General features: G+C 41.1%; 11 protein-coding genes. 5 read left to right on the top strand and 6 right to left on the bottom strand.

Features of this window, described 5'->3' with window-relative positions; genetic code table 11:
* Positions 1–24 precede the first annotated feature (24 nt).
* The 3 genes from NMK93_RS09155 to NMK93_RS09165 all read left to right on the top strand — a co-directional run bounded on the left by NMK93_RS09155 (position 25) and on the right by NMK93_RS09165 (position 4,095).
* The gene (locus tag NMK93_RS09155) at positions 25–1,107 is read left to right on the top strand and encodes an IS110 family transposase (protein WP_254530287.1); all 1,083 of its coding nucleotides are present in this window, start codon (positions 25–27) and stop codon (positions 1,105–1,107) included.
* 1,100 nt (positions 1,108–2,207) lie between these two features.
* The gene (locus NMK93_RS09160; protein WP_254526938.1) at positions 2,208–2,612 is read left to right on the top strand and encodes a hypothetical protein; all 405 of its coding nucleotides are present in this window, start codon (positions 2,208–2,210) and stop codon (positions 2,610–2,612) included.
* Positions 2,613–2,880: 268 nt separating this feature from the next.
* A complete protein-coding gene (locus NMK93_RS09165; RefSeq protein WP_185211996.1) occupies positions 2,881–4,095 on the top strand; it encodes an MFS transporter in 1,215 nt (404 codons plus the stop codon).
* Here NMK93_RS09165 and NMK93_RS09170 read toward each other — a convergent pair.
* Positions 4,084–4,692, bottom strand: a complete 609-nt coding sequence (locus NMK93_RS09170; RefSeq protein ID WP_254526939.1) for a class I SAM-dependent methyltransferase — start codon at positions 4,690–4,692, stop codon at positions 4,084–4,086. The two genes, NMK93_RS09165 and NMK93_RS09170, sit on opposite strands and share 12 nt — an antisense overlap.
* 7 nt (positions 4,693–4,699) lie before the next feature.
* Positions 4,700–5,260 carry a DUF4230 domain-containing protein gene (locus tag NMK93_RS09175; protein WP_185211998.1) on the bottom strand — a complete coding sequence of 187 codons (561 nt, stop codon included), beginning with the start codon at positions 5,258–5,260 and terminating at the stop codon, positions 4,700–4,702.
* A 218-nt stretch (positions 5,261–5,478) separates the two neighbouring features.
* Between NMK93_RS09175 and NMK93_RS09180 the strand changes: the two genes are divergently transcribed.
* Entirely contained in the window at positions 5,479–6,990 is a 1,512-nt protein-coding gene (locus tag NMK93_RS09180; RefSeq protein WP_254526940.1) for a YgcG family protein, read from the top strand.
* A 737-nt stretch (positions 6,991–7,727) separates the two neighbouring features.
* Positions 7,728–8,795: a hypothetical protein gene (locus NMK93_RS09185; protein ID WP_185217938.1), complete on the top strand. Its 1,068-nt coding sequence runs from the start codon at positions 7,728–7,730 to the stop codon at positions 8,793–8,795.
* Positions 8,796–9,093: 298 nt separating this feature from the next.
* Here the strand turns inward: NMK93_RS09185 and NMK93_RS09190 are convergent, their stop codons facing one another.
* Genes NMK93_RS09190 through NMK93_RS09205 form a run of 4 tightly spaced genes read right to left on the bottom strand, consistent with a single transcriptional unit; the run spans position 9,094 to position 14,949 of the window.
* Positions 9,094–10,944, bottom strand: coding sequence for a glycoside hydrolase family 2 protein (locus NMK93_RS09190; protein WP_254526941.1), 1,851 nt, complete (start codon positions 10,942–10,944; stop codon positions 9,094–9,096).
* An 11-nt stretch (positions 10,945–10,955) separates the two neighbouring features.
* Entirely contained in the window at positions 10,956–12,446 is a 1,491-nt protein-coding gene (locus NMK93_RS09195) for a sulfatase (protein WP_254526942.1), read from the bottom strand.
* Between the two features lie 6 nt (positions 12,447–12,452).
* Positions 12,453–13,127 (bottom strand): DUF3823 domain-containing protein, encoded by a 675-nt coding sequence (locus NMK93_RS09200; protein WP_254526943.1) that lies wholly within the window; start codon positions 13,125–13,127, stop codon positions 12,453–12,455.
* A 4-nt stretch (positions 13,128–13,131) separates the two neighbouring features.
* Positions 13,132–14,949, bottom strand: a complete 1,818-nt coding sequence (locus NMK93_RS09205; RefSeq protein ID WP_254526944.1) for a RagB/SusD family nutrient uptake outer membrane protein — start codon at positions 14,947–14,949, stop codon at positions 13,132–13,134.
* Position 14,950: the final 1 nt, after the last annotated feature.

The raw sequence follows: 14,950 nt of genomic DNA on the forward strand, positions 1-14,950 counted from the left end.
AATAACAACATAAATCCTAATCTTATGCTACGACAAAATACGGATTTAAATTTTGATGGACAACCGATCTATATCGGAATAGATGTCCATCTAAAGAGCTGGAACGTTGCGATCTACAGCAAGGACCTGTTCCTTAAGTGCATCCACCAGGAATCCAACGTGGGGGTCCTGGTGAACCATCTCTGGAAAAATTATCCCGGAGCCTCCTACCATTCGGTATATGAGGCGGGGTTCTGCGGTTTCTGGATCCATCGCGAACTCCAGGCGCACGGGGTCCACAACATCGTGGTCAATCCCGCCGATGTCCCCAGCACCCAGAAGGAGCTGCTCCACAAGAGCGATCCGATAGATAGCAAGAAACTGGGCAGGGCCCTTCGGGCCGGTGTCTTACGGGGGATATACGTCCCTTCGCCCGATTGTGAGGACGCCAGGTCCCTAGTGCGGCTGCGCCATTCCACGGTGAGGGAGATCGGCAGGATGAAGAACCGGCTGAAGTCATTCCTGTACACCAATGGCATCAGCTACCCCGAGGCCTTCCTGCACAACGGGACGCACTGGTCCAGGCGGTTCATGGCGTGGCTGAAGGAGGATGTCCACATCAAGGGCGAATTTGGCAGGCGGACGCTGGAGCTGCTGGTCCGGAAAGTGGAGTACCACAGGGGATTCCTGCTGGAGCTGAACCGGGAACTCAGGAGCATGATGGCCCAGCAGGTGCATGCCGTGGACTACGCGCTGCTGCGCTCTGTCCCGGGCATCGGTCCGGTGACGGCCATGAGCCTGCTGGTCGAGCTGGAGGACATCCGGCGGTTCGCCAACAGCGACCACCTGGCCAGCTTTATCGGCATCGTGCCGACCAGGCACAGTTCAGGTGAGCGTGACCCGGACGGAGAACTGACCTTCCGCAGGCACGAGCTGCTGAGGCGGATGCTGGTCGAGGCATCCTGGATCGCCGTGCGGAACGACCCGGTGCTGGCCCTGGGCTTTTCAAAGGCCTGCCTGAAGATGAAAAAGAACCTGGCGATCATCAAGGTCGCAAGGAAACTGGTCAACCGGATAGCGTATGTGCTGAGGACCAGGGAAAAATATGTTATTGGAGTAGTGAAATGACGGTACTTGGATAGACACAAAAAAATTGGGTGACCGCTATTCGCCCCTTGCGGCATTGCGTCCGCTCTCATTGTAGTTTGCGGCACCCATACTTTACAAACTGAAAAAGACACTGCAGCCATAGGTCTGCTCATAGAAGGTTGTTTGAAAAGTAACTGTCATATCGCAGCTGTTGGAAAAACCATCAGCTGGGCAACCTTTGGCCCAAAGCAAGGGAAAGGGAAAGGAAAAACAACCATAGAGGCAAATAATCAAGAAAAAATTTGGAATACAACATAGAAGGGGCTTATTGCATAAGCCCGTCTGCTGCAATCCTAACATCAATATCACTCATTAGGGTGATTAACTCCTTTTTCCTTTTAGGACAGATAATAAATCCCCAGTGGGGGTGGAATCTTTGTAGAATCTGGATATTTGATATGACCAACCCACAGCGTGGATGAAATATTTTTCTATACCCTTTCTGTGTCACCCTGAGGGCACCCCGAAGGGTCTCGGAACTATCCATACTACATTTGAAATAGTTCCATCATCTTACGATTTCGTGATGACAACGATCCTAAAAAACTCCGAAAAGTAGATTCTTCGTTTCACTCTGAATCCCTCTTTATCGCATTTTGATTCTGAACGAATAGTGAAGAATCTTTACGGTTCATGCCTCAATGGGTCATGCAATCCTGGACCGAAGGTCCAGGAACTGTACGCGAAATGCAATCCTCAACAAAATCAATGATGTATGCGTTATTCTGAAATCTATCCTTCGTACCAAAGAAATTAATGTTGGATATCTCTGGCTATCCAGACCCACAATTTTTTTCCGAAGATTATTTTTGACATATTGCCCTCGATGGAATAAGTCCAAAAAAGCCAAAGTGTCCTTGCACAGGTCTCATATCTCCAATCTATTCATCCCTAACTCCTTTACTTTGAGGGAGATTCTGTACGCTTAATTTTCCTGTATATAAATTGTATATAAGCCAAAAATGCCTTGTATACGCTTTGTCATTCTATATTTTCTTGCTTTTAGGGCTTTATCCTGACCTTTATCCCATCAATAGAAAATAGAAACAAATTAATTTTTAAACTTATAAAAATAGCACATGATGAAGAAGCATTTAAGTTGGATAGCCATTGTATTATCGGTTTTGATTTTTTCTGCCTGTACAGGTCAAAAGGGAGATGTGACCAAAGATCCTAAATACGCGGATATCGCAAACAATATTTTCATTACCAAAGAACCCCTTTATTACTATCATTACACGCATTCGGATGGTGGAAAATCTGGATATTTTCTTTCAGCAGAGAACAGTATGCCGAATGCAGAACTGAAATCTGAAATTCCAGTAGGTGGACATGTCAAGATTTCAAAAGTATTGGAGGTTCCACAGCAAGGCGGAAATGTGCAGGTCATGGTACAAGGTGAAGTGATCAATGCTGGACAGGCAGGAATGGAATACATGGCTATTTATGAAGATATCAAGCCTGCCCTAAGAATAAATGAGTAGATTTTTTACGGTCAATTATTCATTTTTATTGGCTTTTATAGACTAATAATGAGAGAAGAAGCGCGATTTTCGCGCTTTTTTTATTGAGATAAAGTAAATTCTTAAAACCTCGCATTCATTTAAGGAGATTTATACCGGATTCTTTGGAATTCCAATTATTAATGCCTTACATTTGTGCAGTTTACCCTCCCAATAAGATTTTATTGTCTGGATATACGCTTTGATTTTTAATGATTTGCTTACAGCAATTTAATTTATTTGTCAGTTTATGCCAAAACAATCATTCTCATACGATCAATCGAAAACTTCTTACCCAATCCTCCTTGCTATCGCCCTTGCCCATCTTTCCAATGATATGATCCAAGCGATTATTCCCGCTTCATATCCACTATTGAAAGAAAACTTTCATCTGAGCTTTGCGCAGATTGGCGTGATTACATTCTGTTTCCAACTGTCTTCCTCTTTATTGCAGCCAGTTGTGGGCGCTTATACTGATAAGCATCCCAAACCATATTCCCAACTGATCGGCATGATGTTCAGTATTATTGGGGTTATTGCATTAGCCTATTCCAATAATTATTATTCGGTATTGTTTTCGGTAACTATGGTTGGTATTGGATCTTCCATTTTCCATCCTGAATCTTCTCGGGTGGCTTTTTTATCCTCTGGTGGGAAAAGGAGCTTGGCACAGTCCATTTTTCAGATCGGAGGAAATACAGGCTCTGCACTGGCACCCTTATTACTGGCCTTGTTTGTCGTTCCGCATGGTCAACGTTATATTTTATGGTTCCTATTGGTAGGTGTGTTTGCGCAGATCGTCCTTTCCTACATTGCGGTTTGGTACAAGCAGGTCCTGACTGCCGTAAAGGGACAGGCCAAAAAAATGGTCAAATTGCCTGACCTATCGAATGCTACGATCAACTTTTCCATCTTTATCCTTTTGCTGTTGATATTTTCTAAATACGTCTATATTGCCAGCATTACCAGTTACCTGCAATTTTACCTGATGGAAAAATTTGCCATCAGCGATGTACAGTCACAGGTATATCTATTTTATTTCTTGATAGCTATTGCTTTGGGAACCCTGTTTGGAGGCTTTTTAGGAGATTATTTGGGCAGGAAGTATATCATTTGGTTTTCCGTTCTTGGCTGTGCGCCATTCAGTCTGTTGTTGCCTTTCGCTAGCCTTTTTTGGTCCGGCATATTGGTATTTATCATAGGGCTGATCATGGCTTCTGCCTTTCCATCTATCTTAGTCTATGCACAGGAACTCTTACCGAGAAAGTTAGGGATGGTTTCCGGACTTTTTTATGGATTTGCATTCGGAATGGGAGGGATAGGAGCAGCAATCCTAGGTTATTGGGCGGATCATACCTCACTGGAAAATATCTATATGGTATGTGCGTATCTGCCTTTAATTGGCATCACGGCATATTTCCTTCCTAATATGAAAAAAGTGAAGTTTAAGGAATCATTGGATTAACTGAGCGATCCAAACTGTAGCACCGCCACATTCGGGATCTTCAACGCTATGCTGGATAAGTTTAAATTGATGTACCGACAATAGCTCTTGGTACTTTTCAGGAGATAAGGAAGCATGATATAAATTCTGCCCATAATTTTCACTCCAAACTTCCGCATGCTCATTGCCAGTGGTAAACATCAATATTCCATTAGGCTCCAAAAGTTCTTGGAATATGGTGAACATATTTTCTTGGTCCTTTGCCTCCAGATGAAAGAAACTGTGCCAAGCAATGATGGCATGAAACTTTTGATCTAGGTTCAATTGGCGCATATCCATCAATAGGAAATCATCTTCAGGAAAGTTTTTTCTGGCGATAGCCAGCATTTTTTCACTGGCATCTACGCCAAGCAGTTTATGTCCCCTTTTTTTGAAATATTCGAAGATCGGTTTCCCGGAGCCACAACCCAGATCCAATATTTTTACTGCTTTTGGAATCAACGAGCAGATCGATTCTAGATACTTTTCTTCCATCAGGTTCTGGCTTCTATTTTCATAGAAGCTTTCCCCAATGATATCATATACCTTAAATACATCTTTCCGCTCTTTATTCGACATCCTTGTGCTAATAAAAAGTTAAATTGATTTTTGTATAGCCTAATCCTTCTAATAAAGGACGCAATACATGCGTAGCGTTGTTTTTGGTCTGTTCCAAAATATCAGACTTCTTAACCTGATTGGTGATTTCTTGCTCAGCCGCCTTAAAAGCTTCATCTACCAAGGTCGCCTCCCTAAAAAATGCCATTTTAGTATCATACACCTTTGAAGCTTTGTGGTCTATTTTTACATAGCAGATTTCTGGTTTCGGTAAACTAATGGTAACTGAATCATCGATGACCTTTACATCTTCTGCTTTCAGTTTTCCCAAGTCAATACAACCAACCGCATCCGCTTTGATGATCAACAAAACACTGGCATCGGGAAGATATGCTGTCATATTCTTATGCTCCACGACATCGCTCAAGCGATATTTTACAAGTTCTAGTTTACCCATTGACTCGATTTTCTCCACTAGTATCTGGTGATTGGTCTCTTTTGTGGGAGCTGGTTTTATCCTTTCCCATACAAACCAAGTGATTCCAATGATCAATCCTAGAACGATTAATACTTTCAATATCTTTGTCATAACCTGCTGTTCTCAAAATATAGACCATTCTACAAAATTAATGTCAAGAAACTGTAATGCTATCATTATGACTTGATTAGTAACCATTTAATTACAATTCCCTAATCTAATTACCCAAAACATGACATAATGTTTGTCGATTTTATATATATCTATTAAACGGATTTAGCATGACAGCTTAGATTTTATTATTTTTATGTAACCCAATTTTTGAATCGATGAAGAGCGTTATCCAACATCATTTAGCACTAAAATTTACAAATTTATTATGGATTGGTTTAATCCTAAGTGGATTGCTTTTTTCATCTGGTCTTACTGCCCAAACAATCTATAGCATAGATCAGGTGCCTAATCCTAAATCTAAAGGTCAAGATTACTACGTCAGTGACCCAGATGGGATATTGGGTAGCTATACAGTCAGTTTACTGGATAGTATATCCTTAGATATCGAAAAACAGACAGGAGCAGAATATAGCATAGTGCTTGTCAATGATTATCTATCGGATGATGATTTTCAATTTGCCTTTGATTTGTTCAATAAATGGGGGATAGGAAACAAACAGGCCAATAATGGCCTTTTGCTGTTCATTGCTAAAGAAAAACGTCAATACCGTTTTATTTCTGGCTACGGAATGGAAAGGATCTTTCCTGATATCTATCTTAAACAGGTAGGTGAAAAATATCTGGTACCCAATTTTAAAGAGGGAAATTATGAAATCGGATTACTACAGGCAAGTGAATTTATTTCCAAAATCCTAAAATCACCTAACTCGCTGGAAGAATTAAAATCCATGATGCCCGAAGCTATTCCATTTTTTAGCTTTCAAAATCCGTATTTCAAAAATAGTCTTTTAGTGATAGGTTTTTTTTTGCTCCTCTATATCTACATACATTTAATAGGTAAACGGTTAAAAACTGACAAACAAAAACTAAAGCCCATAGCTCCGTTTTTCTACGGATTAGGCTGTATGGGATTCTTAATGTTTGTTTCTATTTTCATTTTCGCATTTATATTTAAAAACTTCGAACAAGTCTATCAGGCAAAGAATACACCATATTTCTTGTTTGTTTTTTGGGGTTTGGTCCTGTGGATGAAAATCCATGATACCCAAGAAGCTATCAAAAAGAGCTATGTGGATGAGAAAGAAAAAGGAATAGCGCTGAAAAAATTTGCAGGCTTGACTTTAATTCCTTCCATCTTAGCGCCATTAGCGCTATTCAATATGGGCGGTATCCTGTTCCGTCTGAATAAATATAAACATCGTTATGATCCACCCGATAACTCTGGGGATTGGGAAAGAATTGTAAGAACCTCCAAAAAGGCTGAAACTAGCCAGTATCTGAACAAAGGGCAAATAAAAGAAGAAAAGATTGGGTCACGGCGATATGAGATCTGGAAAAACAATATATCCCAAGAGATCAAGTTAATTCCATGGGATGTCAACAAGCGGCTTTATGAATGTCCGGACTGTCATTTTTTTACCTTGGAGAAGGATAAAGAAAAAGTTATCAAGAAAGCAACCTATACGAGTTCTGGTGAAGGTGAAAAGATCGACAAATGCGAAAACTGTGATTACATGATCGTATTGGGCACCTATATCATTCCAAAATTAGAAAGAAGTTCAGGGGGCAGTGGTTCATCTGCTGGAGGCGGAGGCGGATCCTCTGGTGGTGGTGGTTCCTTTGGTGGTGGTTCTTCAGGAGGAGGTGGAGCTGGCGGACGCTGGTAGCCTGCGCTCCTCATGAGCTAATTTTTTATTATTAAACGGTTGATGGATGAAATAATAGAAAAGAGCACCTGAAAAATAACAGACCACATCAACTATATCAGCGGTATTGTAATCTGTGATTCTTGGACTTAGGTATTCAAAAAAAATGGATGTCATGAAAGCCAATGCCAGTAGCTGCCATAAGGGAAATGAAAAGCCTTTTTTTAGATCTAGTATGAATATACCTGCACAAAAGGCAAAATGGGCGATCAAGGGAACAAAGACAAAATCTGTAAGCCAATTATTGATATAGGGTATAGGATGCCCTGACAACCTGCTGTACCTCACGAAGAGCCAAGCAAGACAATAACCTACAAAATAGGGGTTTAGTAAAAATATCCTTAGTGAGCAAAGGATACGGCTATTAGCATGGATAACAGTCCACATGTCATCAAAATTAAAAACATAAGCCAACCTAATTTTTTTCTTCGCCTCTGTCCAGGACTGTCCTCTGGATCATAGGGAAAGATAGTATCCTTGATCTCATCCAAATGCCTTTGAAAGAAATTTTTCTGCTTGTTCTTCATAAATCGTTTCTAAAAGGCAAATTTAGCTATCCTAATCCATCTTTTGTAATATTCTGCATTTAATCCCTCAACTTGCTGGACCTTATCCAGATTATCTAAAACCATAAGCCCTCCAACCTGTTGTATATATAGATAATAAGCAATATTTCACAATTTTAATTAATAAAACCTATGGCATTAAAAGATATAATTCAGTCGTTGACAGAAAAAAATGAATCTCCAAGTATAACACTTTCATTTAATACCTATAGAACCTTTCCTGATAGCGAGAAAAATCCAATCATTCTCAAAAATCTGATCAAGGAAGCGGAAAGCAGATTACTTGAAGAGTATGGAAAAAGAGATATTCCAGAGATCCTAGAAAAACTGGAAGCATTGCCAGAAAAGGTAACTTCCCAAAAATTAATGGACAGCTTGCATGTATTTATTTCCAAGGAGGTTGATGAAATGGTCGTTTCACCATGGCCGGTGGATAATGAGGCCGTCTTTATTGATGATTCTTTTGCTGTTAAACCTTTGATAAAGGCATTGAATAGAACCAAAGAATATATGATTTTGTCCATAGCCCAAGGTGGTGCCCATCTGTTTGAAGCATTAAACGATGGAGTTGAGAAAGAAATCGTAAATGATGATTTCCCGTTTGATGCCAATCCATTGGAAGTGACGGGTTCCGACAATAATAAAGTTGAAAACCGTTTGAAAGAATATTTCAATCAAATCGATAAGGCAGTTGTTGAGGTCCATAATGCAAATGATCTGGATGTTGTGGTTATCTCCACGGAGCCCAATTATGCGATGCTCATGGAGGTCGCCGATATTCCTAAGATGTACATAGCCCATGATAATATGAACTATGATGCCTCAGAACCTGATAAAATGGCAAAGCAGGCCTTTGAAAGCATAAAGGACCTGCAAAAAGAAGAGCGTTCCAATGCTATTGGCGACTTGAAGCAAGCCGTATCCTCCGGTCAGGTATTGACAGACCTTCAGGATATCTATCAAGCAGCCATTGACGGCAGAGGAGAGTTACTTATGGTACAGCAAGATTATGAGCAGCCCGTTAAGATGACATCAGACCGTACTTTTGATTTGGTTGATGATTCAAAAGAAGCTGGTGTTGTCGATGATATTGTCTCCAATATCGCTTGGAATGTACTTTCAAAAGGTGGGAAAGCTTATTTTACGGGTCAAGAAGAACTGAACGATTTGGGTCAGATTGTGCTTAAAGTACGTTATTAGTGCTCTAATATAATATTATCTTAGGCTGTCTATTTGTTTAGTCAGCCTTTTCTTTATTAAGGAATTTCCAATAATAATAGCTGTGATATCCGGAATTTTTCAATCAAAAATGGAGAATAAGTTTCGAGCCATATTCGAGGCATGTTCGGGCCATATTGCGAAAATTCCGAATGTGTCTCGAATAAGGTCAAATTAAAGGTCGAATGAAAGAAGGTTTAGGTTAATTAAACTCAAAAAAGAAGCTGGTCGAAATTGCTCTCGACCAGCTTTGCTATATTCTATTATTGGGTATAATCGTTTATTTAACCAGATCACTTTGGTAAAGTTTGCTATGGATTTCTTTCAATTCATTCGCAGGGATCTTCATAACTTTTCGGTCATATGTCATCAATCCGTTGGTTTCTACTTCCACATCCGTGGTCTGTGTGTATACTCCAGCAGATAATCCTTTAGGGATTAATTTGCTTAGGTCAGAAACCACCTCTTGATATCTTTTCTTCAACTCATCCGCATTTTTGAAAGACTGGTAACCCCAATTATCCTTTTGTTGCCAGGTATGGCCTTCTACCGGTAAACCTAAACCACCATATTCGCCCAGTACCAATACATATTTGTCACCAAACAGTTCAGCTCTTGGCATTGCAGCATCTGGATAGTTGTGGATGTCAAAGATATGTCCAGGTGCATCGAAATTACCACCTGATGCTCCGTTCACTAATCTGGAAGGATCGTTTTGGATCGTCCAGTCCACAATTTCTTTGGATTTAAATTGTCCCCATGCCTCATTGAAAGGCACCCATACCACGATGGAAGGGAAGTTATGCAGATGGGACATGATAGCTTTCCATTCTTTTTTATAGATGGCTTCTGATTCTGGTGTACGGTCTTTATCATGTTTTCCGATCCTGATCTTTCCAGGGTTCATATCCCAGATGTTGCCTCCTAGGTCACCACTTGGCATATCTTGCCATACCAAAACGCCGATGCTATCGCAGTGTCTGTACCATCTAGCAGGTTCTACCTTGATATGTTTTCTGATCATGTTGAAACCCATTTCCTTGGTTTTCTCTACATCAAAGCGTAAAGCCTCATCCGAAGGAGCGGTGTGTAGACCATCAGGCCACCAACCTTGGTCTAAAGGACCATAATGGAAGACAAACTTATCGTTCAGGTACATTCTTTGGATGCCATTGGCATCTTTCTTCACGCTGATCTTACGCATGGCAAAGTAAGAGCTGGCTTCATCCACAACTTTTCCTTTTCTTAATACCTTAACCTTTAGGTCATATAGTTTTGGTGAGTCAGGTGACCATAATTGTGGGTTATTGATTTTTAATTGGGTTTCCTCTCCAGCATTTGCTTTTGCTTCTGCAACCTTGTTATTGTTATCAAAAGCTTCTACCAAGATCTCGTCACCAGCTTTTGCTGAAGATAGTTCAGCGGAGAATTTCAAAACTGAATTGTCTACATCTGGAGTCTGCTTAGTACTTACGATATGCGTTTCAGGTACAGATTCCAACCATACGGTTTGCCAAATTCCGGAAACTGGCGTATACCAAATCCCATGTGGATTGTTGATCTGTTTACCCCTAGGTTGCGGACCATCCGAGGTAGGATCCCATACGCGGATAGCAATATCTTGGGTCTTTCCTTTTTTGATTGCTTTTGTAATATCAATACTGAAAGGATCAAAACCACCTTGATGATTTCCTACATGCTGTCCATTTACATAGATATCGCATTCCCAATCAACAGCACCAAAATGCAACAGGATCTGACCTTTGTTCAGTTTTTTGTCGATGCTGATCTTATTGTTGTACCAAAGGGCATCATCTTTCGTTACTGGCTTAGCAACACCCGAAAGGGCTGATTCTACAGCGAAAGGAACCAAGATATCACCATCCCAAGAGCTAGGGATATCTTTTTGGTCTTTATTGGTAATTTTATATTTCCATAAACCATTCAGGTTCTGCCAATTGTTCTTTCGTTCGAGTTGTGGCCTTGGATACTCTCTGTGCGCATTTTGAGGGGTTACATGTTCCGCCCATGGAGTAAGGATTTTATCGCGGACCGGCGCCCAGTTCTGAGCATTTCCCTCCGTGATAGAAGCGGCAATTAAGCATGCAATTGCAATTGTTTTCTTCATCATATTCTTGTTTGTTAATGTTTTCGTGGTTTAGATGCAGGTCTCATTGGCAAAGGTTTTGGTTGTGCCGATAAGACTTCCTTAAGTTTAATAAATGCTGGATGATCTTCTCTCCAAATATTTTCAGTTTCTACCAGTCCATTTTTATAGTGGTAGAGTTCGTATTGTGGATCCTCAGTTCCTTGAAAATCCTGCCAAGAAATCAGTCGATAGTCTTTGTCCCGAATGGCCCTTCCAAGTTTTCCATCTCTCGGAAAACAATGGTACACGGTTTCCCTTAAGCTTCCATCTCCAGAAAGCAGCATATTTGCATAGCTTATCCCGTCCAAAGGTTGTTTCGCTTCTTTTAGGTCCAGGCCGCTCATCGCTGCCAACGTAGGATAGATGTCAACTGTTTCAATCAATTCCTTGCTGAGTCCTGTTTTTTGCATAGCAGGATGTTTGATCAGCAAGGGAATGCGATTGGCTAATTCATAGTTTACATGTTTCGTCCACATGCCCATTTCACCTAATAGGTAACCGTGGTCTCCCCAAATTACGACAATTGTGTTCTTGTCCAAGCCCGTCCTTTGTAAATGTTTTAATACTTTCCCAATTTGAGCATCCACATAACCGACCCCTGCATAATAACCATGGATTAAGGTCTTGGTTAATTCTGGTGGAAAGGGATCGCTGTCTTTTGCCGAAGGCACCTGGCCATATTGGGATATTTCACCATCTCTTTTTACCGCCCAAGAAGGTGCGTTCTTTGGATTGCCCTGTATGTTTGGAAACGGTAGTTCATCCTGGTCATATAAGTCCCAGTATTTCTTCGGGACCGTAAAGGGTAGGTGCGGCCTTGCAAAACCAACGGCTAAGAAAAAAGATTGGTTGTTGGCTTTTAGGTCGTCCAATCGTGCTATAGCTTCATTCGCAACCCGGCCATCGGCGTAGGCATCATCTGTTACATCCAGTTTTTCCCAAGCAGAACCTTTTTCCAGTTGATTGGCATATTCCCAACTTTTATTGGCGAATAATGCTTCTTCCCTGGTTTCCTTATCATGGTCTTTGGCTGCATATTCGATCACCTTGTCATGCCAATGGTTCACCGACCAAGATTGCTCGTCGTTGTACGTATTATGGCCAACATGGAATACCTTCCCAATAGCCGCTGTATAATAACCATTGTTCTTATACAATTCTGGGAGGGTCGTAGCATCGGGATAAAACTCCCGAAATGCCCTCCCAAAATCATATAATCCGGTAGATGTAGATCTTGAACCTAAGAGTAGGTTATATCTTGATGCTACGCATACAGCCTGATTGCTGTAGGCTCTTTCAAAGACCATGGCATTCTTGGCCCATTGGTCAATATTTGGACTGATTGCAGCTTTATCGCCGTATACTCCCAATGTTGGACGTAGATCATCCACTAAGATCATCAATACATTATAAGGCTTTTCTTGCGCTTGGCAAAAGCTTATTATGGTAAGGACAATGAGGGTAATACGGCTTAAAATCTGCATTTCCAATTATTTAACCTGATGTATGTTTGCGTCGTAAATAGCTTCAGTGATACCATTGATTTTAGCGGCAACCCTTGCAAATAGGATTGGATTCGATTGCAATTCCGGACCGATATCCACGGTCAAGGTCACATTTCCGTTCGAATCCCCCGATTTATTCGCTCTTTTCAGAAAATGACCTAAGTCGACAAACTTGGTCTTACCAACCAAAAGGTTGATATCATCCAAGGTTTTGCTAGGATCAAGTTTCTCTACATTGAAGGTTGCTGTTAGGTTGTTGCCGTTCAATTGATATTTGATATCCCTGAGGTCATAATAGAGCTCTACAGGGAAGTCAATATTCGTGTTACCATTTAACTGTACGGTCATGGTATCTGTCTTGGATTTCCAAGGGCCATTTCCAGGAACCGTAATCAATTTATAGGTCCCGTTGAAAAGCGCTGCTGAGAAGGAACCATCTTGGGTGACAAAAACATCAATTGGGTTTTTAAGAGCGTATCCATCTTGCCATAACTGTAGGCGAACGGAATTATTGGAACCTCTCACACCAACTGCTGCACCCTTATAGGTCACTTTCCCTGTCAAGTTTGCATTTGGGGCGTCGTAATTATCCTTTCCGCAGGAAAAGAGTAGGGCAAGGCTTAGGAATAATCCGATGGCTAATATGTTTATTCTTTTCATTGTCTTATTGATAAGGGTTACGGACTAATTTTGGATTTCTATCGATCCAACCTTGGTCGATGAAGTTGTAATAATTTTGGAACCTAAAGTATCGAGGGTACATAACGTGACTAGATTTACGCTTTTCAAAAACCCATTTACCATGATTTGCAGTTCCAGGGGCATACACTTTGTAGGGAAAAAGTACATACATGGTAGCCTTAGGGTTGTCCTGCTGGCCGTTCCAAACGGTATGTGCCAATCTCCATCTTTTCAGATCCCAATAGCGGTGATCCTCGAATGCTAACTCAACCCTTCTTTCCTGAACAATGTCATTAAAGGTTACCGTCGTTAATTTTTGGATTCCTGCACGGTCTCTCAATTGGTTAATAAATCCAGCAACTTCGGTCTGAGGTTTGTTTAGTTCCAGAGCGGACTCGGCAGCGATCAAAATGATCTCTCCCAATCTAAAGCGCACGAACCACATATCGCTACCACGACCACGGGTTGAAGCATCCCTGTTTTCTTCCAAAAATTTACGGATATTGAATCCAGATTTATTGACAAATTGATCATTGGAAGTGGTAGGTCCGTCCATACTGGTAATCAAACCGTAGGGAGCTTCTGATTTTCCAGGTTCAGCAGTTTTTATCTTCCATGTACCACCTTCCAAATACCTTACGCCGGCTTGATAAGTAATGGTAGAACCTAAGAAATCAGCACCAGAATAAATGATGGTTCCATATAACCTTGGATCCTTTTTGGCAAAGACATCTGATGGATTATTGTAATAGATGAAATCACCGGCACCGTTGGTCAATTTTAAGGCACCATTACGGTCATCTATGTATTCAAAATCCTCTACTAAGTTCAAGACTGGTGTAATGATGTTGGCATCAATATCTCCGCGTACTGAAGAGGCGATGATATTGTTGGTGTACTGGTGGGTTTGTCCAGGATATTTATAATCTCTAGCCCAGATAACCTCCGTACTGCCTTTACTGCTTACAGCCTCGTAGAAATTTCTTCCTTTGTCAGCGTTTTTATTGTACAGTTCATATGGACTGTTTTGTAAGATATCCTTTGCAGTTTCATAAGCGAGCGTGTAATATTTTGGTGCTTCTGCAACTGGGATACCTACTTCACCACCGCTAGTCTTTACCTCTGGGGTCTTGTAATTGTATTTTGCAATAGATCCTGCATATAAGGCGGCCCTAGCTTTTAAGGACAGTGCAGCCCATTTATTGGCTCTAGCAGAATTGGTATTCTTGGCATCGGACAGTAAGCTGCTGATTTCAGTACATTCTTTTATGATGTAATCATAGATCTCTTTTTCGGTAGAGCGTGGATATTGCAGGGTCGTGATATCGATTCCAGCCTGGTAATCAAATACCTCATCATTGATGATCGGTACACCACCGAGGCCTCGTGCCATGTTGAAGTAAGTCCATGCCCTCAGGAAGCGAGCTTCACCTTCAAAATTATCCTGTGTGGTTTCACTGAAAGATGAGTTCCTTACACCATTGATAAATAAGTTGAGGTCTCTGAGTAGGGTATAGTCATACACTCGCCAAAGCGCATCACCATAATCTTGCATATTGTTGGGGCCTCCAGAAGAAAATGCAGCTTCATCGAGCATTGCCATACTGCCGGTATTTGCAATATGTTGCCCCCAACTCACTCTTCCGTAATAATTGGCCAATACGGAAGCAACCATTTTTTCGTCTGAATAGACCTGTTGATCAGTTAGGATGGATTCAGACTCTCTGTCCAAAAACTTGGAACAGGACGCAGTACCTGCCAATAATGCTGCTGATAGTATATAAATTTTAAATTTCTTCATG

It is taken from the genome of Sphingobacterium sp. LZ7M1, from assembly GCF_024296865.1.
Lineage (GTDB): Bacteria > Bacteroidota > Bacteroidia > Sphingobacteriales > Sphingobacteriaceae > Sphingobacterium.

Coding starts and splice junctions, on each gene's coding strand:
- NMK93_RS09170 (WP_254526939.1), bottom strand. CDS start 4,692: ATGTCGAATAAAGAGCGGAAAGATGTATTTAAGGTATATGATATCATT.
- NMK93_RS09205 (WP_254526944.1), bottom strand. CDS start 14,949: ATGAAGAAATTTAAAATTTATATACTATCAGCAGCATTATTGGCAGGT.
- NMK93_RS09190 (WP_254526941.1), bottom strand. CDS start 10,944: ATGATGAAGAAAACAATTGCAATTGCATGCTTAATTGCCGCTTCTATC.
- NMK93_RS09175 (WP_185211998.1), bottom strand. CDS start 5,260: ATGACAAAGATATTGAAAGTATTAATCGTTCTAGGATTGATCATTGGA.
- NMK93_RS09185 (WP_185217938.1), top strand. CDS start 7,728: ATGGCATTAAAAGATATAATTCAGTCGTTGACAGAAAAAAATGAATCT.
- NMK93_RS09160 (WP_254526938.1), top strand. CDS start 2,208: ATGATGAAGAAGCATTTAAGTTGGATAGCCATTGTATTATCGGTTTTG.
- NMK93_RS09155 (WP_254530287.1), top strand. CDS start 25: ATGCTACGACAAAATACGGATTTAAATTTTGATGGACAACCGATCTAT.
- NMK93_RS09195 (WP_254526942.1), bottom strand. CDS start 12,446: ATGCAGATTTTAAGCCGTATTACCCTCATTGTCCTTACCATAATAAGC.
- NMK93_RS09200 (WP_254526943.1), bottom strand. CDS start 13,127: ATGAAAAGAATAAACATATTAGCCATCGGATTATTCCTAAGCCTTGCC.
- NMK93_RS09165 (WP_185211996.1), top strand. CDS start 2,881: ATGCCAAAACAATCATTCTCATACGATCAATCGAAAACTTCTTACCCA.
- NMK93_RS09180 (WP_254526940.1), top strand. CDS start 5,479: ATGAAGAGCGTTATCCAACATCATTTAGCACTAAAATTTACAAATTTA.